Consider the following 22183-nt stretch of genomic DNA (forward strand, 5'->3'; position numbering starts at 1 on the left):
ATGATGGCGAAAACAAATAAGTTGGCAATGGAATTACCCTTAGAAGGTCGTTTTATTAGTGTTGAATTTCCTATTACACGTGAAGATTTGATAATAATTGATCAGGCGGTTTCTGATCTTGACGAAAAAACAGATGGTAAGGTGCCTTTACAGCACACTCATGAGATGAGTGAAGTCAGTGAGCTTGAAGAAGCATTAAGTGGCAAGATGGCAACAGATAAAACATTTGCTTTGGTTGATTTGACTGATGTCGAAGGTGCCAACGATGCACCTGAAAATCATGTTTTATATAAATCAAGTGAGGATTGCTTTGTCTTTGGTGATCCGACATCACTCTTCCACCCGCACCAACATGAAGCTGAAGATATTACAGATCTTGAGAAATATATAGCAACTGTCAATGTAGATCTGAAAGATTATGGATGTTTATCGGGTAAAAACGAATGGGAAAATACCAATGTTTTTAAAGGTAAGATCAACATTGAAGAAGGTGTTGAATTAGCTGAAACCTCTTTTTTAACTGTAAAGCAGAAAGATAAAGTGGTGACAAATTTAAGCACAACTGGAAGCTTGCTTAAAGGACCTCTCAAGATTGATGATGAACCCATTTATACTAAATCGCAATTGGATGAAGCTATGTCAAAAGAAATCGAAAAACTGAAACAATCTTTGACTGATGAAAATACAAGTTGCTCTAAGCTTGCTGATGCGGAATTACTTATTACACAAAGTGAGAAAATTAAATGGCCAGATTGGGCAACTGATGAAACCAAAGTTGAGATCCAAGCATGGGGCGGCGGCGGCGGTAGTGCAAAGAACAATGATTATCCGGGTGGCGGTGGCGGTGGTAGTGGCTGCGTAGTGTGGTATGGCTATAAGTCAAGTTTAAATGGACATCACGATATCATCATTGGTAGTGGGGGACATGATGGTGGTGGATCAGGCTATGGTGGTAATTCTGGAGGACACACAATTATAGGCAATAATTTTATTGCCGTCGCAGGTGGTGGCGGTGGTGGGCCCGGTGTTGAACAGAAGGTAGGAAACAGTGGCTACGGGAGTAGAGGAGATAACTTTGGTTTGGTAACTGATGAACATCCCGGTCTTGTCAGAGCTTGTAATGGTTATGCCGGAGGGCATGGAGAATATAAACAAAGAAGTGGCTTTGGTGGCAATGCAGGCAATGCGATAAAAGGGGTTACTGGAGCACAGGGAGGTGGTTTAGGTAACCTTATCTCAGGAGTTGGAGGTGCAGGTTATGGTGGTGGTGGTAGTGGTGCTCGTGGAGCTCAAGATGCTGGCGGTAAGGGAGCTAATGGTGCTGTCCTTATAAGACTATGGAAGAATTAACGTCCTAAAGATTTTTACAAAGGAGTTTTTATGCAATATGCAGTTGTTGAAAATGGTATGGTAACTAATATTATTGTTGCACCAGAGGATTATGTTTATCCGTTTGAAGGGAAAGCTATTGCCTCAAACGAAGCACAAATCGGTTGGACTTATAAAGACGGGCAATTTTATCCTCCTGTTGATGAGGAAAAAGACGACTTATCTTTCACTGAAACAACACAACCAGAGACATCTGAAGACCCCATAGAGGTGTAAAGAAGGACACTTCAGTTAAGTTTCATCAAAACCTTTCTTAAGAAAGCAGTGCAAGGCCAAATAGATTTATTTGGCCTTTATTTTTTCATCAGCCAATCATTTAAAGGAGCACCAAGAATGGCATCAGGATTTTTACACGGTGTTGAAGTCATCGAGAATGACGATGGCACACGCCCTATTGCGCCAATTCAGTCGGCAGTTATAGGCATTGTAGGTACAGCACCCAATGCAGATGAAGAGGTCTTTCCTCTTAATACACCGGTTTTAATATCAGGATCTCTTTCCAAGGCAGCTAAACTCGACAAATACAACACAGGAGAAGGTACACTGCCCAATGCTGTTGATCTGATTTTCAAACAAGCAGGTGCCATTGTTGTTGTGGTGCGCGTAGAAGAAAGCAGAGATGAAAACAAAACATTGACGAATGTTTTAGGTGGTGTCAATGCCAATGGTTCTTACGAAGGTGTCCATGCTTTCATAGGAGCACAATCCATCGTTGGGCAAACACCACGCATTCTGATTGCTCCTGGTTTTACTCACAAACGCGATGCTGGTGTGTCTGCTATAAGTGTCTCAAACGGAGGCAGTGGTTACACATACGCTACTGTTAAAATAGAAGGCAATGCCAAGGCGACAGCTATTGTTTCTGATGGAGAAGTGCGAAGCATTGTAGTTGATGAGAGTGGAAGTGGTTATGAAGAAGCCCCTCGTGTAACCATTGAAGGTGATGGAGAAGGTGCCACAGCCGAAGCGACAATCAAAAAAATGTCTAATCCCGTAGCAGCAGAGCTAATTGGTATTGCTGAACGTTTACGCGCTATTGTGGTGATTGATGGACCCAACACAACGGATGAAGAAGCAATCTCAACGAGAGGAGATTTTGATTCCAAACGTGCCATCATAGCTGACCCATTTGTAAGTGTTTTGCGTAATGGAAGAATTTCACAAGAACCAGCAAGTTCAGTAGTTGCCGGTATTATTGCTAAAACAGATTTCACGCACGGTTTTTGGCATTCTCCTTCAAACAAAGGGATCAATGGCATTAGTGGTACAGCACGACCCATTGATTTTGCCATTGGTGACAGTTCCAGTCGTGCTAATTTGCTTAATGAAAAGAATATAACAACAATCATTCGTGAGAATGGTTATCGCTTATGGGGTAATCGTACACTTTCATCAGATCCAAAGTTTGCTTTTATATCCGTGGTGAGAACTGCAGATATGATTAACGATGCCATTTTACGTGGGCATATGTGGGCAGTCGATCGAAACATCACAAAAACTTATCTGAGCGATGTGAGTGAAAGCGTCAATGCTTATTTACGTGACTTGAAAGCACAAGGCGCCATTATTGGAGGGCGTTGTTATCCTGACCTCGAACTTAATACACCAAGTGCCATTGAAAGTGGACAAGTCTATTTCAATGTCGAATTCCAACCAACCACGCCAGCAGAACGCATCACGTTCCGTTCGCGTATTGTCAATGATTACATAGAGGAGATCCTTTAATGATTGCACCTAGATTACCAAGAGCTTTGAAACATTTTAACATTTATGTTGATGGGATTCCCTATAGAGAAAAATGTGACAGTGTTACTTTACCAAGTTTAAATTTCGTCGTTGAAAGTTTTCGTGCAGGTGGCATGGATGTTCCTGTTGGAATCGAGATGGGAATGGAAGAGCTCACGCTTTCTATGACTGTTGCAGATTGCTCTGACGAACTTCTAGGTCTTTTGGGTAAACCCAATATTGATATTTCTTTGCGTGGTGCAATTCAAGCACAGGGTGCAGCAGAAGAAGGAGTTGTAATCTCCATGCGTGGATTTTGCAAGGGCTATGAACCTGGCCAATGGCAGCCTGGTGCTAAGTCTACCACAACGATCAATTATACCCTGAATTATTTCAAATATGTTCAAAATGACAAGGAAATCGTTGAGATTGATGCTTACAACATGGTGAGAAAATTCAATGGCGTTGATCAATTAGCAAAACATAGAGAACTTTTAGGAATGTAAAATGACTATTAAACAAAATATTACCCATAAATTGCTCTTCCCCATTAACGTTGAAGGAAAAGAACGCACCGAAATCACTTTACGCCGTCCAAAGGTAAAAGACGCCGAAGCTACTGATAAAACAGAAGGTGTTGAGCAAACGATAATTATGATTTCACGTCTTTCTGGGTGGCCTGAAGAGGCTGTTGGTGAACTTGATGTCGATGATATGGAAAATATCGGGAAAAAATTGGCGGCTTTTATAAAGCGGCGGGCTACCTAACCTGGGAAACCGCCGCTGAACTCATGGCCGATATTGCTATCGTGTTTCATTGGCCCCTTTCAGAGATGATGGAAATGGAACCTCAAGAGCTCTGGTTTTGGCGCCATAAAGCTGCAGAAAGGTATAAGAAAAAATGAGTAAAACAGTTGCAGATGCTAAGGTGCGATTGACCCTTGAAGACAAGATAACTGCACCCATTAAACGTATTCAAAAACGTTTAACGGACTTATCAAATAAATTATCAAATAAGTTTAAAATCCCTCGCCTTATGGCTGCGACACGCAAAATGACAGCAAGCTTAAAAGGGGTCAACAATGCTCTTGGTACAGTAACCAACCGTGTTTCTATGTTATCAGGAGCATTAGGCCTTGCTGGTGGCGGTCTTGCTGCAAGCTTGACTGCAGTGACTATGAAAACCATGCATATGGGGGATAGTCTTCACCACGCATCGCGTCATTTAGGTATGAGCGTTAAAGATCTTCAGTTATGGGGTGATGCAGCGGATAATTCAGGTTATTCTGCTGAGAAATTCCAACAATCCCTGGCTGTTTTAAACAGGCGTTCAGCACAAGCTTTAGCTGGACAAAAAAGGGGAATTATGGGGTTTCAGGCGCTTGGTATTTCTGTAAAAGATGCCTCTGGAAAGCTTAAATCAAACTCAGACTTGTTAGAAGAAATTACCGACAAGATGAGTAAGATAGACAACCAAGCACAAAGACAACATATTGCTGCCTTGCTTTTTGGTGGTGACGGTAAAGAAATGGCTGCCATGCTCTCGCAAGGTATGGAGCCTATCAAGGAGTTGTTTGAAAAGGCAAAAAAGAGCGGATGGCTTATGGGGGCTGATGTTGCTCACTATGCTGCAGATTTAAATGATAAGCTTGGAGCTTTTAAGAAAAAACTGGGCGGTGTTGCCACTTTTATTGGGGCACGGTTCATGCCGGTAATCAATGATTTGATTGATGCCTTTTCAAAGTTGATTGATGAAAACCGTGATCTCATTCAAACAACTGTCGCAAATTGGGCGAGGGTTTTAAGAAAAGCTATACAGGATTTATGTGATCCTACTTCTGAATTAAGGCAAAATATCACAAATGTTACAGAAAGTATTAAAGGCTGGTTTCGATGGTTAGAGCCACTAATTGGTGAGATAACTCTCTTTAAAATAGGTCTTACAGCTCTTGTGGCCTTCATTGTGGGGCCACTGGTTTCAGCACTTGCTGTGGTTGGTGCAGCGTTTGTTACATTTGGTACAACTATTGTTACCCTTATTATGGGGCCACTTATAACAGCGATTTACACACTTACTACAGCTTTTTTACATTTGGTGCGGCCATTATGACCACACCTGTTGGGTGGATTGCAGCAGCTATTATAGGGCTTATTGCAGCAGGGGTCGCACTTTATGTCTATTGGGATAAAGTCAAGAAAGTGCTTACTATAGCACTCAATAAGATTTGCGATGCCTTTGTTAAGCTGGGTGACTTCATTATGAAGTATACGCTTATCGGTTATGTAATTAATGGCATTAAGAAGCTTGTTGCAACAGCTGTTTGGCTTTACGAAAATTGGGATGAGGTCATGGCCTCCTGCGGGCGGTTATGGAGCTCTCTTGGGGAGACAATTAATCAATTTTTTGATTGGTTTTCTAATCTCAGTTTATTTGAGGCAGGTGCTAGCCTGATTACAGGTCTGTGGGATGGTCTCAAAAGCGTATGGGATACTATGACACAATGGCTTTCTGGTGCGGTGCAAAAATTAATGGGGTGGATGCCTGATTTTGTTAAAGACAAGCTAGGATTTAACGTTACAGTTAGCAAAAACACTACCGAGAGTTTAAAGAATCTCACACAAGAGACAAAAACATACGCACAAAAGATTATTCATTCAACTGTTGTTTCTAACATCTCTCCTGAGCAACGTTATTACACAGATGAGAGATATGTTAATGGTGAAGGTAGGCGACCTTATGGGGAGGCATTTAAAACGCCTGAACCGATTATGGCACATAAGGAAAATAAGACGACTAATGTTGATGCATCTATTACGATTAGCGGTTTAAACATCAGTGGGGGCAGCGGTTCACCGCAGGATATTAGTGCTGCTATTAAAAAAGCTCTTGCAGATCAAGCTAGACAGCAACGTTTAGCAATTAACTCAAGTTTATCGGATTAAGCGTCATGATGTTAGCATTGGGGGATTTTATTTTTTCCGTTAACACAGCTGCCTATCAAGAACTTGAGATGACTTATGATGTTCCATGGGTAGAGCAAGGACGTCTGGGAAGTAAAGCAGCGTTTCAGTTGCCGGCCATTGCTAATGCCGAATATTCTTTATCAGGCGTGATTTATCCGAATTTTAAGGGTAGTTACGGTCAATTGGATAGATTGCGGAGCATGGCGCATGTAGGGCCACATTTGTTGGTAAGTGGAAAAGGCAAAATTTTCGGTAAATTTGTTATTCTTTCCCTAGATGAAAAACAGAGCTTTTTTCATAAAAACGGTGATCCACGCAAGCAAGAATTCACATTGCAACTAAGAGAATATGGTGGAGATGGGGGCATGTGGTGAGTGATATTTACGTTACCAAAGATGGCGATATGGTTGATGCCATTTGCTGGAGACACTATCCAAAGGGTCAGCAAGCACTGGCTGTTGAGCGTGTTTATGCAACCAACCACAGACTAGCAGATCTTGGACCCATTTTAAAAGCGGGGATCACAATTATTTTACCTTCCCTTCCTCATCCTCAAGCAACACCCGTCATTAGGCTCTGGGGCAGCAAACAATGAAACCTTTCTGCAGGGTGATGTCTAATGGTGAGGATGTCACAAAAGCTTTAATGGATTATGTTCTATCCATTGAAATAACCGATGAAGCAGAAGACAAAAGTGATCGGATCACCATAGAGCTCGATGATCGTGCGCGCATCAGTGATAATGGTTTTTTAGAGATCCCTTTAATTGGAACAGTTATTTCTATAACGCTTGGTTATGAAAATGGTAAAGCACGTGACATGGGATCCTATCTGATTGATGAAATATCTGTCAGCAGTCCACCACAAAGTTTAAGTGTGACAGGACGTGCGGCTTCTATGAACACGTCTTACCGAACCCCCAAAAGTCAGTCTTATCATCAGATAACACTGGGCAAGATTATTCAAGAGATAGCAACACGCAATGGCTATATTCCCGAGGTTGATCCTTCTCTTGCAAAGATTGTCGTGCGTCACATTGATCAAACGGGTGAAAGCGACATGGCTTTTGCAACACGTCTTGCTGCAGAATATGACGCTGTCGTAAAGCCTATGGATAACAGACTTGTTCTAGCTAAACGTGGTGAAGGAAAAGCCATTACTGGAGAGATGCTGTCTGTGGTCACTATTCATGAAAGGATGTGTAGCTCTTGGGATTTTAAATATAATGCACGCGATGAAGCAGGGGAAGCCCAGGGCTTAACATCGGGTGAAGGGGATGATCAAAAAGCTGCATCAGCAGCACAAAACCCAGAGACAATTGAAGAGTATGATGAAGAAACATCCATTCATATGGATGAATCTCCTTTGCGTTCATTAGCTCGTTCAGAAAACACACTTAAAAAGCAAGAGAAAGTTGAAAAGCAAGAGGAAGAAAAGAAAGGAGGTGTGATAGCAACCTATCATGATTTACGCAGTGGTGAAAAGAAAGAGGTCAAAACCGGTCAAGCGCCTTTTCATGAATTAAAATATACCTACCACAATCAATCAGAAGCCGTTGCTGCTATTGCCGCTTATCGTAATAAATCATCACGGGGTAAAGCCACATTTTCGTGTGATATGGGTGGAGATCCATTCATTCAAACTGAAATGAAGCTTATCCAAGTCCCTCCTTTCCGTCCTTACATTCCAGAACAATGGCGCATTAAAAGTGTCAAACATCGGTTGGATACAGCGGGCGGTTATACAACAAGCATAGAGTGTGAACTGTTTAATGAAGCACAAGAGAATACAGCGCAAAACGTCATAAACACCACACCCGATAAAGACGACACAATAGATGATAACGCCCCGCCTCATGCTTACGATGAAGGTGAAGGTGTTATTCATATGGAAGGGGAAGATACATGACAGAGATTGTAGAAAAATTACTCAATGGTGAATGCAAAGCACGTACACAAGGTCTGGTGAAATCCTTAGCACAAGAGATTGGTTGTGAAGAAGCTGTCGTTGCTGCGATTATTTCTGTGGAGTCAGATGGTAAAGGTTTTGATGATGAACAGCGTGTAAAAGTCCTTTTTGAAAAACATCAGTTTTATAAGAATTTACCCCCTCATAAGCGTAAACAAGCTGTCAAAGAAGATCTTGCGAGAGAGAAGTGGATTAGCCCCAAAGATGGAGGATATAAAGAGCAAAAAACAAACACTCAAGCTTTACAATTACTTATTGCAGCTATGACCATTGATGAAGACGCTGCTTTAAAATCTGCTTCTTATGGTGCTGGTCAAATTATGGGAAATAACTATGGTATCCTTGGTTGGAATAGTGTTCAAGATTTTGTCACCAGCATGTGTTCGTGTGAAGACGAGCAAATAAGAGCAATGTTTTCCTTTTTCAAAGTTCGTGGTCTTGCCTCAAGTTTACGAGACAAAGATTTTAATGCCATTGCACGCGTTTACAATGGCAGTGGTATGGTTAAAGAATATGGCCGACGCATGCGTAATGCTTATTGTGCTCTCTCAAAAAAATCAGCAGAGGTTAGTAATTCTGTTCGTGCCAATGGTTTACGACTAGGGTGTAAAGGCTACCGTGTTGAAGGATTACAAAAACGTCTTAATGATCTTGGTTATCCTGTTGCCATTGATAGCGATTATGGACCAGATACACGCAGTGCAATCTTTTCATTTCAAGCTGATCATAATTTAGAGGTTGATGGTGTTGTTGGTGCAAAAACCCAAGAAGCACTTGATATAGCCACGCCAATGATTAGTCCTCGCCGTTCTGGTGTCAGTATGGCGGATTTGAGAAAAAAGGGTACGAACATTATTAAAGATGCGGATAAAACCCAAATGGTGGGGGGTGCTGTTGCTGCCAGTTCAACTCTCATAGGAGCAGAACAGATGGGGCTATTTGATAGTCTTAAACTCTCGATAGGAAAAATGAGTTCTATTGTAGAGCCGCTTGTTCATATTGGTAAAGCAATCTCGGATCATTGGTGGATGGCTGCTATTTTTGTAGGATTGATTATTGTTCTCGTCTCAGATCGTGTCAAAAGAACTTATCTAAAAGCTTACAAGAAAGGCAGAGCTATTTAGGAAGCTATTTTAAGAAAAAAGGAGAGCAGCGGATGAAAAGATATTTGGTGATTGTAATAACAGCGTCCATCGCTTTCTTTATAACTTTAGCAAAGGCATTTCGTCTTGGAAAGAAAGTTGAACAGCACAAACAAACAGAAGAATCTTTAAAAGTAGCAACAACAAGGTTGGAAATAGAAAATGAGATTAACAAGAAACGTGATGATGATGTACGTGCTGCTCTCTCTAACTGGGTGCGCGACAAATAAATACGCTTCCTCTTGTCTTGGATGGTTGCCTATTTATTTAGACAGAAAAGATCTCAATGCAATCAGTCCAAACTTAGCACGAGACATTTTAAAGCATAATGAACACGGTAAACAGTTGTGTGGATGGATGCATGTTGACAAAACCTGAATAACTTGCCCTGCATACAAATATAAAACTTAACCTCTCCCCATTTTACAGGGGAAAGGTATGGTTATATTCTTTGTAATTAAGCAGCCTTTGCAACAGGGCTTTCTAAAACACGCTTGGCTTCTGTTGTAACTGATTTGTAATGTTCAAGCTCTTTTTCAAAACCATTTGCATCTAATAAACGTGTCATAATTATTTCTAAAATTTCACCAATACCTGAAGGTGATTTTAATAAATCACGAGAAAATAATTCATAATTGGGTTGTAATTGACCTTCGAGTTCCATCCAACGATCAATAATCTTAGCACGTAACACTGTGCTATAACCTGAGATTAAAATAAGGCACTCACGTTTGGGAAGGTTAAAGCAAGGAAGTATACGACCTGTTGAATCTTTGTATGAACTTGCAAAATCACTCAATCCAAATTTGGATTGAGTACTTTGAGGATATAATTCTCCAAGAATTTTCCGGATATCACGCATTATATGAGCATGTTGCTTACCACACAAATCTGCAATTTCACGACTGGATATTGTCAGTGTAGTTTGTGGGTTTTTTACTAAATTATTCATAATGAACTCCTAGGTAATAGATGGTTTGTTAATGACACCCAAAAGGGCGCCGGGTGCTAACAAACACGGTACCTAGTCCGTCGTTATGCTTTCCCCATAAAGGGTATTGTATAACATAACTACACCCGACGAGGTCATTATATGCAACATACATACAATGAGTCAAAGTCTTTAATATGTGCGGAAGACTGATTATTTCGGCAACCAATCCGCTAGGTATTTTAAGGTGTTTGTTAGGCACCTGATTCGCATATATAAATGCTTCCGTGATTTTGTCAAACAAAAAATTCACCGCACTTAGTTAAGTAAAGGGGTTTCGCTCAAAAATGAGCAAAAGTTACATCCTTCCTAAATTCATAATCTTGAATACGTTCAGTAATCCAATCTGCAAATTCACTCAGCCCAAATTTGGGCTCAGTGAATATTTGTCTAAATAAGTGCCCCCAAATTTGGGTTCAGTACTTTCAGAGTATAATTCTTCAAAGCCATTTACTCTAAAGGAGAGTAGACAGCATTTAAGTTAAACAAATGTACAAGACTGTTTATAAAACCACGCATTTGAAGGCAAATAGTGCACACAAAAATTAGAAAAAAGTACCATAACAAAACATCCCAATAAAAATAAAATTCCCATTTTGAATCAAAAGGTAAAACAATGTCTTGTCTGAGATTAGTTGGGAAAAGTAACAACAAAAGTGCTATAAAGACTATATTCAAAAAACTATACAAATATTTGCGCAAATAAACTGTTACAGTATTCAAATCTGTTGTTTTTTCATATTGATGTTTAGGGTTGTGATACAATTCTGAAGCAAGTTTGGAATTAAAGAAAGCTGTCATAAAAATCATTGTTATCACAATGGCAAGAGATGAAAATATTAAAACAGCTTGAATAAATTCAATGCTTTTTTCTATTTGCAAAAATTGCAACACTGTAAATCCTATGATGTATATCGCTACAGTTCCAATTATTTTAAACATATTCAGCTTTCTAGATTCTTCCCAGTATTTTCAATTTTAGGAAGATCACCCCCGTTAATCCAAGCTCTTATTTGCGCTATCATACTAAAGTCCGCATTATCTGGAGTTTTATCATAGTCATAAACACGCCCTGGAAACCTTTCAAATGTTCGTCTTCCATCTTCGTACTCATAAAGGTTGTAAAAACACTCAACCGATTGCGTCGTCCATGAATCATGATAAACCAATGGCTCATAACGCTCATAACCATGAACAGTGTCCAAAAAATGTTTTTTCATTGGTTTCGGAGGGGTTTCACAGAAAAGATATTTTAGAAATTTCATAGTTATTATCCTGATTTTAGTACAACCTTGAAAGTTTAAATTTTGCTTATGAAAACAGTTAAGCCGCATTGCAAAGTGATGTTGTATTCTGTTCTAGTGATTGTGGAATTTTGATTTTAGGTGAAAAAATCATCAGCTCTTGAGCTTTTCTCTTATTTTGTAGAGAATACCGTATATTAAATTCTACTTTAGGATATTGATTGTACAAGAGTTTAACTTCTTCTACATTGTCATAAGTAATTAACCAAAGAGTATTCACATGTTTAGAAATGGTATTTTCTAAATAATGATGATCTTTAGTTTTATAAAATGCAGTATACAATCCTTTTCCCTTTTTAAAATATGGGGGATCTATATAAAGGCAAATGTTTTCATCTTTATCTTTTCTTCCATGACGTAGTAAAAACTCCTGTGCATCTAACTGTGTTAAGTATATCCTATCTTTTTTTGCGCTTATATTTCTAATTCGGCCAATTAAATTTTCTTTATTGAATCTACAGTCTATTTTGTAATTCCCAGTTTGCTCTTTTCCTCCAATGGGACCAGCATTTTTAATAATTCCTGATCTGTTTGTTCGATTCAAAAAAAGGGCAGCAAACCCTACAGAAAGTACATCTGCTTTTTCAGGAGAAATTTCTTTTTGTTTGTACCATTCTTCTAAGTTAATAGTCGTCGTGTTAATCTTTTCTATTAATTCTTCTGTCTTGTACAAAACACAATGCCAAAAACTCCAAATAAACGGGTCAATATCGTTAATGTAAATATCTTTCACATCACCATTTAAAAGAAGTTTTAAAGCCAATCCGCCACCACCAGCAAAAGGTTCACGATAAGAACATCCGTTTAATCCATTTGTCTCAAAGATTTCTTTGATTTTTTCATAGAGTGCAGTCTTGCCGCCCGGATACCTTAATGGAGAATAACTACAAACCATCTCTTTCAACCCCTCAATATTAGAAAAAAACGTGATGAAAATATTCTCATGATCCCTCACGACTTTTTTCTCAAATTAGCTTCATACAGAGCGTTTTATGTTCCCAATGTGGAATTATCAAAAAACTTTCAAATCTCTCTCTAAGATGCGTTTCTGTTGATTTAAACGCATATCTAATCCAAAAGTGATCACCATTTCTCTCTACTTTGCTGTTCTAAAACTCATGAAGCCGTTCTTGTGAGGGGAATGACATTTCCTCCTCTCTCCTGTCCTTTCAGTGCCTTCTTGCGAGTATTTTCAATCGCTCTATGCACATACCAAGCTTTGCAAAGCACCTCGCTTTCTATCTCCTGACAGTAGGAAGAAAGTTCTGCACATGTGGGCATGAATACCTTTGACATCCCTTCAACCTGACCGGTGAGAATATTTTCAACGGCTTGTGCAAGAGCGTATGCTGAAACATCCTTGAGTGTGAGCTTGTAGGATGAGGAAACTACATTGGGATCTGTGTTAGCTGGAACTCTCAAACTCGAAAGCAAGAAAGCTGCTTTCTTAATCTGCTCATCCGAAGCTTTCATACTGAGCAATCTCTGCAGACTGTTGTAAACTTCTAATGCTGTCATCTCCTCCTGTTTCGTCAATTCGCTCCCACTCTTGAAGATCAATGGATACCCCGAACTGATCCTCTTCATAAGCATTTCCAGATGAGAAATCATCTCTGGAACTTTCGAAACTTTCTGCAAGACGTTCGCTGAAACTTTTTTGTCGCTGAGAATAATTTTCATACCTACCATTTTGTTTTTCCTTTTCCAGTTTTGCTTTTTTCTTAGCTAAAAGTCCATAATCGGAAGTAACCCAGTTGTACCATGTCCGCTGCCAATCCTTGATTTCTGCACATTTTCTTGGTCTTGCTAGCCAGTAGTTTTTAAATCTCTCAAACTCTGACAACGCCTCTTCATGCGTTAAGCCCTTGTCGATTGCGTATTTCAAGTTAGGTTTGAAATCCTCAGGAATGCTACTCTCTCGTCTATCCCTAGATCGCTTGGTTTTCTTTTCAGTGCTTTTTTGCTCTGAAACGGGTGATTGGTTTTCTGATGAGGGGGTATCGTGATCCAAATGCTTCTCAACCATCTCATCGGTTGTTTCATCTTGAACCGAAACTTCAGTTGCTAAATTTTCTGAAGCAATTTCTTTTTTTGATAACACGATAGTGTTAGTTTTTTTATATATCTGATTCTGATTCTTTATAGCTTGATTTTGCTTATCGTTTGCTTGAAGCAAAAAATCGTTTTGCTTAAATTTTGCTTGAAGCAAATTATTATTTTGCTTATCGTTTGCTTCAACAAAATCATTAGCAAATTGTTTTTTAAGCATTTTTGCTTGTGCACCTTTTTTCCCAGCTTCACTGCGCACTTGCGATATATGCTCTTGTCTATCAGTAAAATCTTTAAGCTCTTCTTCTACACGAAGATTCCATAATCCTTCATCTGTTTGGATTAACTTGTCATTTTTTATTAAATAATCGACAACAGTTGTGAACTTTTTTTCAGTGCAATTGCATACACGTGCAAGCGTTTTGAAATCTTCTTTCACAGGTGACTTTTTGTCATACATGCGAATAAGAAGCGTAACATAAATTCCTCTTTGTTCTGGTGTCATTCCATCTGTACCGTTGTTCCAGTCATACAAATAGAATCTTATCCAGGGCAATTTAGCTGACATAGCTTTCCCCCTCTCTTTTCTCATTCTGTCTTACAGTGTTTGAAGTTTCACTGTTGGTATCAAGATCAAATGCTGATGAGGTATGCCATAAACGTCCATCTTCTAAACGAATGATACGACCACAACGGATTAAAGCTTCTAATATCTTTCGAAACGTTTGCACTGAACAGCCGCACAAATTTGTTAATTGAGAAGCATTGTTAAAAATAGGAGCGCCTTTATCAATCATGAGCAACACCAATGTTGTGTAAACAGCGGTTTCTGCTGGTTTGAAACCCTCAAGCTCTTTTAAAAATTGACTAGGATAAAATTTTACCCAGGGTGATTTAGTTGCCATCACTGTTTTCCCTCTCTTTCATTAAATATAAAATTGCCAAAGCATCTGCTTCATTATCATCTTCAGGCTCATGTCCTTTTGCACGCACAGCCTTAATCATTTCTGTTTTGGGGGCATTGCCTCTGCCTGTCATTGCTTTCTTAATCGTAGCAATAGGGATGCCGTCATAAGGAATCTGATAGCGTTCACACCAAGCGGTTAAAATTGCTAACAAGCCCCCATAAACGTGAGCAGCATCTGTACCAATGTGACAGCGCACTTCTTCAAAATACACCGCATCAATGTGTCCTAGTATCGCTTTGGTTTCTGTAAGCCATCGCTTAAATCTCAAATACCTCATCCCACCGCCTTCAAATCGACGTGTAGGAAAATGCACTGTTCCACTGGCTATCGTGCCGTCTTCAGAAGAAATTGCCCAACCTGTTTTCGTACCTAGATCAAGACAAAGAATGGTTTGTGAATGAAAGCTCATGACATTTATTGCCCTATCTGTTGGGCATCACGTTGAGTGGAAGCACTCGCATCAACCTCTGTGTTATCGCCAAAATGCTTACCGGAACGGATCTTTTGATCGCCAGCAATATGAGCATTGCCAGCAACTTCTGCATTAAAACAAACTTCTGCACCACCGTGAACCTGAGCATTACCATGAACATTGGCATCGTCATAAACAAAAGCATTGCCATGAATCAAAGCATTGCCGTGAACCTGTGCTCTACCGTGAACATTTGCATCGCCAAAAACCCGAGCATTGCCATGAATCAAAGCACTGCCGTTAACACGCGCATTACCATATACCTGGGCATCATTCCAAACTGAAGCACGACCATAAACCTTGGCATCCTGATAAACCTGGGCATCTTCATAAACCCAGCAATGGCCATAGTGAGAAAGATTGTCTTCTTTTTCTATAAAACCACCAAGTTCACCAGCTTCAATAAAACCAAAGTATCTTAAAGCTCTAATTCGATAAAGAGTATGGCTGCACTTCCTTCCAAATCTTAATATATGAACTTGCTTACTTTCTTCCGTTAGCTCGTATTTTATCTTCATAATTGTCTCATCAGTTTAGGCAATATACGGCCATGCACGCTATGACAGAGCGTCTAGCGAGTAACTCGATTGAAAAAATGTTTTTGAAAAGTAGCCTTCTTAAAACTCTGAACGCTAAACTAATGAGATGGCCACGTTTAAATGGAGTACAAGGTTAAGCTTGAAGACACTCCTTTTGTTCAAAAGGAATAACTTTTTGGGACGATGAAAACTCTACCGATTTAGTTAACTGTTTTACATTGGCTTCAGCGTTGTTTTGACCATTGAGTATATCAAACAACTTTATCTTTAAAGCCAGTTTTTTCTTTTGCTTCTGTAACGCCTTATTTTTTTGCTCAATTAGATTAGACAGATTTTCAAGTGTAGTTTGCTCTTCCTGAATCAATTGACCTTCTTCTTCAAGGGTTTCTTCATAGCGTTTCAGACAACTTTCAACTTTTGACTTATGCAACATCTCTTTTAATGAAGGGACATTTTCTTTGAGTAAGCGAACACTTTCTTGAATAGAATATTGTTTCTCAAGCTCATCATCTGTACTATTCTCAGGCGGTATTATCCCTGTGTATTCTTCTATTAATATACTTGCATTCTCAATTCTCTTATTACGATTTATTAATCTGTAAAATCGTGTATAAATTTCTTTTAACATTTCCTTTGCTTTCATAATCTTTCTTCTGTTTGATAGGACGAATTATTCTGTTGATGCTCATTATCTGTGGAACTTTCCAAAAACGTAGATGTTGGAGATGTTTCTTTTTTCTGCATTAAGTTTTGCAAACGTTCAGGATAAAAGAAATCCTCAGGACGTAAGTCTATGTTGTTGTGTTTGGCGTAACTAAGCAATTGTGCTTGGTAAGTTGCAGGAAACAATCCATTAGCACCACCTTTTTTCTTAGAGTAGGTTATACGATAAACAGCCCCCTTACATTTATGTAAAATGCGGGCGATATTAGCAGTTCCCCCTAAATACTTTATAATGGTATATGCAGGTTCTTGTTTCATAACAGTATAGTTTCATAAATTCTGAATTTTATCAAGAAAAAAATTCAGAATTTATGATATTGATTTTTCATTCAATCTGAAAGAGTTTTATTTCATGGAACGTGAACAATTAAGATTATGGCTTAATGAGCAGTTAGCTAAAAAAGGACACGGCAGCAAAAAAATGCTGGCTGAGCATCTAGGCATATTGCCATCCACTCTAACCAGCATATTGAATAGTTCGGGTGCAAACCGCTCAATAAAAGCAGATGAGTTAATAAAAATTATTAACTTTGTTGGTGAGATACCTCCCTTTTTAATTAAAGGGTCTGGGCAATTCGTCAGTCTTTTTTATCAAGCAAATCCTGAAGTTCAGCAAGCTGTTTTAACGATTCTTCAGAATTTTTGCTCTTTAGACAAAAAATAATAGCAGCTACCACTTTTTTATCTGCACAATCCCAAAGTTTTTTTAACATTTTTTCTTTCATTATTTTTCTCCCGCATAAATATTTTATATTTTATGAATTTTATAATTGACATTTTTCATTAAAAATGAAATATGTCTACCCCATATTTAGAAATAAAACATTTGCCAACACGAATGAGAGGGGATGGAAGATGAATAAACAGGTTTCTGTAGCTGATCATGAAATTCTGTTGGTTGTATGTGATGATGATTATCCCTATGCTGAGTTTGGACCATTTGAAGAAACTGAAATCCTAGATATTGTTAATGGTTTAGACGATGTTGAAATCATTCTTCGCATTAACCTTACGTCAAACTGCTGTTTTGATATTTCAGAAGAAGTTGCTGAAATCTACGTAAAGAATAGCGACTCCTCTCTTTTAGAGTGCAAAACACATCCCTTTATAAAGGACAGTCGTGCGTATCATCTTCTTTCAGAAAATGTCTCAAAAGAGATATATGCTGATGAAGTCTACGGTACTTATGAAGAGCAGCACCGTTTGCGTCCTTGTGATGTTTTAAACATGAATTATCGGAGGATCTAATAATGGAAGCGCTTATCGCTATTCATAACAATACAATTAATCAAGAAACTGTTCAAACAGTCAATGCACGTGAATTGCATGTGTTTTTGGAAGTTGGTAAGAAGTTTGCAGATTGGATTACTGAACGTATTAATCAATATGAATTCGTTGAAAATCAAGACTTTGTTTGCTTCCCAATTTTGGGAAGCAAAGGCAGAGGCGGTCACAATCGCAAAGAATACCATCTTACTTTAGACATGGCGAAAGAACTTGCTATGGTTGAACGTAATGAAAAGGGTAAACAAGCCCGTCAATATTTCATTGAGTGTGAACGGAAAGCAAAACAGCCTTTAGACCTCGTCAGTGCTTTGCAGAATCCTCTCTCAATTAGGCAATTGCTTTTAGAGAGCATTACACAATTGGAAGATTTGAGAACTGAGGTTAAAACACTTAAACCAAAAGCAGAAGCACTTGAAAGTTTAAAACGCTCTGATGGTTTGTTTGCTTTATATGAAGCTGCAAAGATGTTAGATGTACGTCCCACAGATTTTACTAAGCACTTACAGTTCCATAAGTGGGCTTATCGTAATTTTCCGGGTGGGCCTTTGTTACCTTGTCAGGATAAAATCAATAGAGGATTGATGGATTGTGTAATCCACACCATTCAAAAATCAGACGGAACAAAAATGAGCGTTTCCAGTGCAAAAATCACAGTCAAAGGATTGGCACGCCTAAGAGAACAGTTCCAAAAACAGACTCTGCATTAAGGATAAAGATAATGACAACTTCCCTTATAGCAACAGTGGCACAGAAATACAGTTTCTCTGAACAAGAATTCCGCAAAAATGTTATAAATAATTGTATCAATTTCAATATTTCTGAGGAAGATTTTGTTTTCTTTATCTATCTTGCCAATGAATATGGATTAAACCCTCTTAAAAAAGAAATATACGCAATTAAAAAATATGGTGGCGGTATTATCCCAATTGTCGGTATCGATGGTTGGATAAAGATCATTCATTCACACGATAATTTCGATGGAATGACCTTTCAAGACCAACTCGATAACGATGGCAAACTAATTGCTACTACATGTACTGTATATTTGAAGGATAAGAAGCATCCAGTAGAAGTTGCTGAATATCTTAAAGAATGCAAACAAAATACAAAACCTTGGAATGAATATCCCTTTCGCATGCTACGTCATAAAGCAGTTGCACAATGTGCACGTTATGCATTCGGTTTATCTGGTATCTATGATGAAGACGAAGCTGCTCGTATCAATGAAGCTAACCATAATCCCCAAAATGAGAGGGTATCTGATGAATCACTCGCACAGATTAAAGAGCTAATACAACAAACAAAAACAGAAGAAGCAAAAGTACTCTCTTTTGCAAAGGTCTTAAGCCTCACAGAGATGTCTCATGAGAAAGGGCAAATTATTTTAGAACATTTGAAGGATAGACAACGTTCACAAGTGGATGAAGAGCAACAAGCTTTACCTTCACCAAAACAACCAAACACACCAACTCAACAAAATCTACCAGGGGTGTGACATGGAACAAAGGACACCAGAGTGGTTTCGAGCTCGTTTAGGTAAAGTCACAGCCTCAAACATTGACAGCATTGTTGATAAAACAAGTAAAGGCTCACCAACAAGCAAATATGAAAACTATAAAATCAAACTCATTGCAGAACGTTTAACAGACAAAGCAATATTATCTTATGAAACGCCTGCCATGCGTTGGGGAAATGAACACGAAGACAGTGCAATTGAAGAATATAGCTTCATTTACGATACCAACGTCACCCGATGTGGATTTATTCCCCATCCGACAATTGAAATGGCAGGCGCTAGTCCTGATGGTCTCATTGGAGATGAGGGCCTCATAGAAGTCAAATGCCCTCAAGAAACAACACACACACGTTTTTTGCTAAGTGGTGAAATCAAACCTGAATATATCTTACAAATGCAATTCCAAATGGCTTGCACAGGACGAAAATGGTGTGACTTTGTCAGTTTCAATCCCTTGTTTACTCATCAAGTAACTCATTTGCGAGTAAAGGCGCTACGTATCCCACGCGATGATGAACAGATTGAGCTCATCAATAAAGCTGTCGAAACATTTTTAGCAGAAATAGAACAGGATATGCAAATCTTGACAAAAGCTGTTTAAACCCCATAGGGGGCGCTCTTTTACTTACATCCCTCCCAACCAGCGCCCCCACCAATTTATTTAATATAAAAAAGAAAGGTAATGAGATGATATTTGATGATGGCGATAGATATGTCACGACACGTGAATGTGCTCAGCTTTTTAGCGTATCGACAACAACGATTCGCAATTGGGTGACACGAGGATTATTTCCCAAACCATATAAGCTGGGTAAATCAGTAAGATGGAGAAAAAAAGAAATCTTGGCATTTATTCCAAAGGAAATAAGCTGCAAATAACAACAATTTATATAAAATTATATAAACTTTAAAGGGTGGCTTAAAGGGTGGTCGAAAAATTAGAAAATTAAGTAAAAATCTATATATTTCAACATGCTATAGATAAAATATGGTGCCCCCAGAGAGACTCGAACTCCCGACCCCCTGATTACAAATCAGGTGCTCTACCAACTGAGCTATAAGGGCATTACTGTATCGGAAGTAACACAAACTTATAAAAAGGCAAATAGAAAATTATAGATTTCAATACATATTTTTAAAAAAGCATATTTTTAAGTATGAAACAGTTGAATTTTGACTATGTTTTTATCTTTTACGGTTTTTTATGTTTATTATAAGAGATAAATAAAGCGCTATTTAAACTTAATCATTCTTTTTATTGTTTACAAATTTGATCAAGCTGATTTATCAGCAAGATATTTTTCTAACCAGTGGATGTTATAGTTGCCATCAATAATATCTTGGTTACCAATAAGATCACGAAATAAAGGTAACGTAGTTTTAATTCCATCAACCACAAACTCATCTAAAGCACGTCGTAAACGCATCATACACTCTAAGCGTGTACGCCCATGAACAATTAATTTTCCAATTAAGCTGTCATAATAAGGTGGAATATAATAACCTGAATAAGCACCTGAATCGACACGCACCCCTAAACCTCCAGGTGTGTGAAAATGTGTTATAAGTCCTGGTGATGGCGTAAAGTTAATTGGATTTTCAGCATTAATACGGCATTCAATAGCATGGCCAGAAAAACGAATATCATCTTGTGTAACTGAGAGCCCTTGGCCAGATGCAATATGAATTTGTTCGTGGACCAAATCTATACCTGTAATTGCCTCAGTTACAGGATGTTCAACCTGTAAACGAGTATTCATTTCAATAAAATAGAATTCTCCATTTTCATAAAGAAATTCAATAGTTCCTGCTCCACGATAACCGAGTTTTGCGCAAGCATTTGCAACAATGGAACCAATTTTTCTTCGTTCAAGTTCATTCAGGGCAGGTGAGTAGGCTTCTTCCCATACTTTTTGATGGCGCCGTTGAAGTGAACAATCACGTTCTCCTAAATGAATGGCATTACCAGCTCCATCACCTATAACTTGAATTTCAATGTGGCGTGGTTTTTCTAAATATTTTTCAATATAAACTGCATCATCATTGAATGCAGTACGAGCTTCTGAACGTGCTGTATTGAAAGCAGTGGAAAGTTCTTTTTCAGAACGAACGACTTTCATACCGCGTCCACCACCACCTGCAGAAGCTTTAATAATAACAGGGTAACCGATTTCATTAATAATACGCAGAGCTTCCTTTTCATCGGTTACAGCTCCATCTGAACCTGGTACAATAGGAATTCCAAGATTTTTAGCAGTTTTTTTTGCTTCAATTTTATCACCCATGATGCGAATATGCGCAGATGTTGGGCCAATAAATGTAATTTCATGGGCTTCTAAAATGTCTGCAAATTTTGCATTTTCAGAAAGAAAACCGTATCCTGGATGAATAGCATCAGCTCCTGTAATCTCGCATGCAGAAATAATTTGGTGAATATTCAAATAAGAATCACGAGATGGAGGAGGGCCAATACAAACACTTTCGTCAGAAAGACGGACATGCATAGCGTCAGCATCAGCAGTTGAATGAATAGCTACAGTCTTGATTCCAAGCTCTTTACAAGCCCGTAGGATGCGAAGAGCAATTTCTCCTCGGTTAGCAATGAGGATTTTCTGAATCATATTTACCTCTCGCTTTATTCAACAATAATAAGTGGTTCATCAAACTCAACTGGTTGAGCATCTTTGACAAGAACAGCGGTCACAGTACCTGAGCGTGGTGATGGAATATGATTCATTGTTTTCATTGCTTCAATGATAAGCAATGTTTGACCCTCAGAAACATTTTGTCCTATTTCTACAAAAGGTTGCGCACCAGGTGCGGGTGCAAGATATGCAGTACCAACCATTGGAGATGTTATTGCGTTATTTGACTGCTCTTCTTTTGTTGGGATTGTAGCCGTTAAGTTTGAAGAAGAAGTTACAGTAGGAGCGGGAATAGATGCATAAATTGTCTGTTCAGGAGCAACTGGAGTGTTTTGGCGTGATACACAAATACGAAGTCCACCTTGTTCAAGCTCAATATTAGTTAAATTCGTATCATTCAAAATTTTAGCAAGGTCGCGGATAAGTTCCATATTAATTTCAGTATGTTTAGTCGCGTCCATTTTTTTTATTGCCATTTTATTTATAACTCCTTGATCGATA

At 38.7% G+C, this 22183-nt stretch carries 29 protein-coding genes, 1 tRNA gene and 2 pseudogenes; 18 read left to right on the plus strand and 14 right to left on the minus strand.

Annotation, left to right across the window (positions count from 1 at the left end; translation table 11 throughout):
* The 12 genes and pseudogenes from BWD121_RS02620 (at window position 1) to BWD121_RS02680 (ending at window position 9418) form a co-directional block, all read left to right on the plus strand.
* Window positions 1-1350: a Bgr_08870 family protein gene (locus BWD121_RS02620; protein WP_240536686.1), complete on the plus strand. Its 1350-nt coding sequence runs from the start codon at window positions 1-3 to the stop codon at window positions 1348-1350.
* 30 nt (window positions 1351-1380) lie between these two features.
* Complete coding sequence (locus BWD121_RS02625; RefSeq protein WP_078663270.1) at window positions 1381-1605, plus strand: hypothetical protein; 225 nt, start codon at window positions 1381-1383, stop codon at window positions 1603-1605.
* Between the two features lie 117 nt (window positions 1606-1722).
* Window positions 1723-3114, plus strand: a complete 1392-nt coding sequence (locus BWD121_RS02630) for a phage tail sheath C-terminal domain-containing protein (protein ID WP_078663271.1) — start codon at window positions 1723-1725, stop codon at window positions 3112-3114.
* Window positions 3114-3620: a phage major tail tube protein gene (locus tag BWD121_RS02635; protein ID WP_078663272.1), complete on the plus strand. Its 507-nt coding sequence runs from the start codon at window positions 3114-3116 to the stop codon at window positions 3618-3620. Before BWD121_RS02630 ends, BWD121_RS02635 begins: the two co-directional genes overlap by 1 nt.
* A gap of 1 nt (window position 3621) precedes the next feature.
* Complete coding sequence (locus BWD121_RS02640; RefSeq protein WP_078663273.1) at window positions 3622-3882, plus strand: phage tail assembly protein; 261 nt, start codon at window positions 3622-3624, stop codon at window positions 3880-3882.
* A 23-nt stretch (window positions 3883-3905) separates the two neighbouring features.
* Window positions 3906-4019 carry a GpE family phage tail protein gene (locus BWD121_RS02645; RefSeq protein WP_078663274.1) on the plus strand — a complete coding sequence of 38 codons (114 nt, stop codon included), beginning with the start codon at window positions 3906-3908 and terminating at the stop codon, window positions 4017-4019.
* Window positions 4016-6057, plus strand: a pseudogene (locus tag BWD121_RS08430) (phage tail tape measure protein). The gene BWD121_RS02645 and the pseudogene BWD121_RS08430 overlap by 4 nt, the downstream one beginning before the upstream one ends.
* A gap of 5 nt (window positions 6058-6062) precedes the next feature.
* Window positions 6063-6452, plus strand: a complete 390-nt coding sequence (locus BWD121_RS02660; protein ID WP_078663277.1) for a phage tail protein — start codon at window positions 6063-6065, stop codon at window positions 6450-6452.
* Entirely contained in the window at window positions 6449-6673 is a 225-nt protein-coding gene (locus BWD121_RS02665; protein WP_078663278.1) for a tail protein X, read from the plus strand. Before BWD121_RS02660 ends, BWD121_RS02665 begins: the two co-directional genes overlap by 4 nt.
* Window positions 6670-7986, plus strand: coding sequence for a contractile injection system protein, VgrG/Pvc8 family (locus BWD121_RS02670; protein ID WP_078663279.1), 1317 nt, complete (start codon window positions 6670-6672; stop codon window positions 7984-7986). The genes BWD121_RS02665 and BWD121_RS02670 overlap by 4 nt, the downstream gene beginning before the upstream one ends.
* Window positions 7983-9170 carry an N-acetylmuramidase domain-containing protein gene (locus tag BWD121_RS02675; RefSeq protein ID WP_078663280.1) on the plus strand — a complete coding sequence of 396 codons (1188 nt, stop codon included), beginning with the start codon at window positions 7983-7985 and terminating at the stop codon, window positions 9168-9170. The genes BWD121_RS02670 and BWD121_RS02675 overlap by 4 nt, the downstream gene beginning before the upstream one ends.
* A 32-nt stretch (window positions 9171-9202) precedes the next feature.
* A complete protein-coding gene (locus tag BWD121_RS02680; protein ID WP_078663281.1) occupies window positions 9203-9418 on the plus strand; it encodes a hypothetical protein in 216 nt (71 codons plus the stop codon).
* Between the two features lie 416 nt (window positions 9419-9834).
* Here the strand turns inward: BWD121_RS02680 and BWD121_RS02690 are convergent.
* The 11 genes and pseudogenes from BWD121_RS02690 to BWD121_RS02745 all read right to left on the minus strand — a co-directional run.
* Window positions 9835-10140: pseudogene (locus BWD121_RS02690) on the minus strand (Rha family transcriptional regulator); the annotation flags it as partial.
* Window positions 10141-10629: 489 nt separating this feature from the next.
* Window positions 10630-11121 carry a hypothetical protein gene (locus BWD121_RS02700; protein WP_078663283.1) on the minus strand — a complete coding sequence of 164 codons (492 nt, stop codon included), beginning with the start codon at window positions 11119-11121 and terminating at the stop codon, window positions 10630-10632.
* A 2-nt stretch (window positions 11122-11123) separates the two neighbouring features.
* The gene (locus BWD121_RS02705; protein WP_078663284.1) at window positions 11124-11444 is read right to left on the minus strand and encodes a hypothetical protein; all 321 of its coding nucleotides are present in this window, start codon (window positions 11442-11444) and stop codon (window positions 11124-11126) included.
* Window positions 11445-11502: 58 nt separating this feature from the next.
* Window positions 11503-12378, minus strand: coding sequence for a DNA adenine methylase (locus BWD121_RS02710; protein WP_078663285.1), 876 nt, complete (start codon window positions 12376-12378; stop codon window positions 11503-11505).
* 221 nt (window positions 12379-12599) lie between these two features.
* The gene (locus tag BWD121_RS02715; RefSeq protein ID WP_078663286.1) at window positions 12600-12956 is read right to left on the minus strand and encodes a hypothetical protein; all 357 of its coding nucleotides are present in this window, start codon (window positions 12954-12956) and stop codon (window positions 12600-12602) included.
* On the minus strand, window positions 12940-14100 hold the full coding sequence (locus tag BWD121_RS02720; RefSeq protein WP_078663287.1) for a DUF1376 domain-containing protein: 1161 nt from the start codon (window positions 14098-14100) through the stop codon (window positions 12940-12942). Before BWD121_RS02720 ends, BWD121_RS02715 begins: the two co-directional genes overlap by 17 nt.
* Window positions 14090-14437 (minus strand): DUF1376 domain-containing protein, encoded by a 348-nt coding sequence (locus BWD121_RS02725; protein ID WP_078663288.1) that lies wholly within the window; start codon window positions 14435-14437, stop codon window positions 14090-14092. The genes BWD121_RS02720 and BWD121_RS02725 overlap by 11 nt, the downstream gene beginning before the upstream one ends.
* Window positions 14427-14909, minus strand: a complete 483-nt coding sequence (locus tag BWD121_RS02730) for a hypothetical protein (RefSeq protein ID WP_078663289.1) — start codon at window positions 14907-14909, stop codon at window positions 14427-14429. Before BWD121_RS02730 ends, BWD121_RS02725 begins: the two co-directional genes overlap by 11 nt.
* A 5-nt stretch (window positions 14910-14914) precedes the next feature.
* Window positions 14915-15490, minus strand: a complete 576-nt coding sequence (locus BWD121_RS02735) for a hypothetical protein (RefSeq protein WP_078663290.1) — start codon at window positions 15488-15490, stop codon at window positions 14915-14917.
* Between the two features lie 154 nt (window positions 15491-15644).
* The gene (locus BWD121_RS02740) at window positions 15645-16154 is read right to left on the minus strand and encodes a hypothetical protein (RefSeq protein WP_078663291.1); all 510 of its coding nucleotides are present in this window, start codon (window positions 16152-16154) and stop codon (window positions 15645-15647) included.
* Window positions 16151-16492, minus strand: coding sequence for a hypothetical protein (locus tag BWD121_RS02745; RefSeq protein WP_078663292.1), 342 nt, complete (start codon window positions 16490-16492; stop codon window positions 16151-16153). Before BWD121_RS02745 ends, BWD121_RS02740 begins: the two co-directional genes overlap by 4 nt.
* Window positions 16493-16586: 94 nt before the next feature.
* Between BWD121_RS02745 and BWD121_RS02750 the strand changes: the two genes are divergently transcribed.
* The 6 genes from BWD121_RS02750 to BWD121_RS02775 all read left to right on the plus strand — a co-directional run bounded on the left by BWD121_RS02750 (window position 16587) and on the right by BWD121_RS02775 (window position 19916).
* The gene (locus tag BWD121_RS02750) at window positions 16587-16898 is read left to right on the plus strand and encodes a transcriptional regulator (protein WP_078663293.1); all 312 of its coding nucleotides are present in this window, start codon (window positions 16587-16589) and stop codon (window positions 16896-16898) included.
* A gap of 191 nt (window positions 16899-17089) precedes the next feature.
* A complete protein-coding gene (locus BWD121_RS02755) occupies window positions 17090-17482 on the plus strand; it encodes a hypothetical protein (protein WP_078663294.1) in 393 nt (130 codons plus the stop codon).
* A gap of 2 nt (window positions 17483-17484) precedes the next feature.
* Window positions 17485-18228, plus strand: a complete 744-nt coding sequence (locus BWD121_RS02760; RefSeq protein ID WP_078663295.1) for an antA/AntB antirepressor family protein — start codon at window positions 17485-17487, stop codon at window positions 18226-18228.
* A gap of 11 nt (window positions 18229-18239) precedes the next feature.
* Window positions 18240-19016, plus strand: a complete 777-nt coding sequence (gene bet, locus BWD121_RS02765; protein WP_078663296.1) for a phage recombination protein Bet — start codon at window positions 18240-18242, stop codon at window positions 19014-19016.
* 1 nt (window position 19017) lies between these two features.
* Window positions 19018-19638 carry a lambda exonuclease family protein gene (locus tag BWD121_RS02770; RefSeq protein WP_078663297.1) on the plus strand — a complete coding sequence of 207 codons (621 nt, stop codon included), beginning with the start codon at window positions 19018-19020 and terminating at the stop codon, window positions 19636-19638.
* 86 nt (window positions 19639-19724) lie between these two features.
* The gene (locus BWD121_RS02775; protein WP_078663298.1) at window positions 19725-19916 is read left to right on the plus strand and encodes a helix-turn-helix domain-containing protein; all 192 of its coding nucleotides are present in this window, start codon (window positions 19725-19727) and stop codon (window positions 19914-19916) included.
* 110 nt (window positions 19917-20026) lie between these two features.
* On the opposite strand, the gene BWD121_RS02780 is transcribed toward BWD121_RS02775, so the two are convergent.
* The 3 genes from BWD121_RS02780 to accB all read right to left on the minus strand — a co-directional run bounded on the left by BWD121_RS02780 (window position 20027) and on the right by accB (window position 22158).
* Window positions 20027-20102: transfer RNA gene (locus tag BWD121_RS02780), tRNA-Thr, on the minus strand.
* A 209-nt stretch (window positions 20103-20311) separates the two neighbouring features.
* Window positions 20312-21658, minus strand: coding sequence for an acetyl-CoA carboxylase biotin carboxylase subunit (gene accC / locus BWD121_RS02785; protein WP_078663299.1), 1347 nt, complete (start codon window positions 21656-21658; stop codon window positions 20312-20314).
* Between the two features lie 14 nt (window positions 21659-21672).
* Window positions 21673-22158: an acetyl-CoA carboxylase biotin carboxyl carrier protein gene (gene accB, locus BWD121_RS02790; RefSeq protein ID WP_078663300.1), complete on the minus strand. Its 486-nt coding sequence runs from the start codon at window positions 22156-22158 to the stop codon at window positions 21673-21675.
* Window positions 22159-22183: the final 25 nt, after the last annotated feature.

Origin of the sequence: Bartonella sp. WD12.1, assembly GCF_002022415.1 — a bacterium.
Classification (GTDB): Bacteria; Pseudomonadota; Alphaproteobacteria; order Rhizobiales; family Rhizobiaceae; genus Bartonella.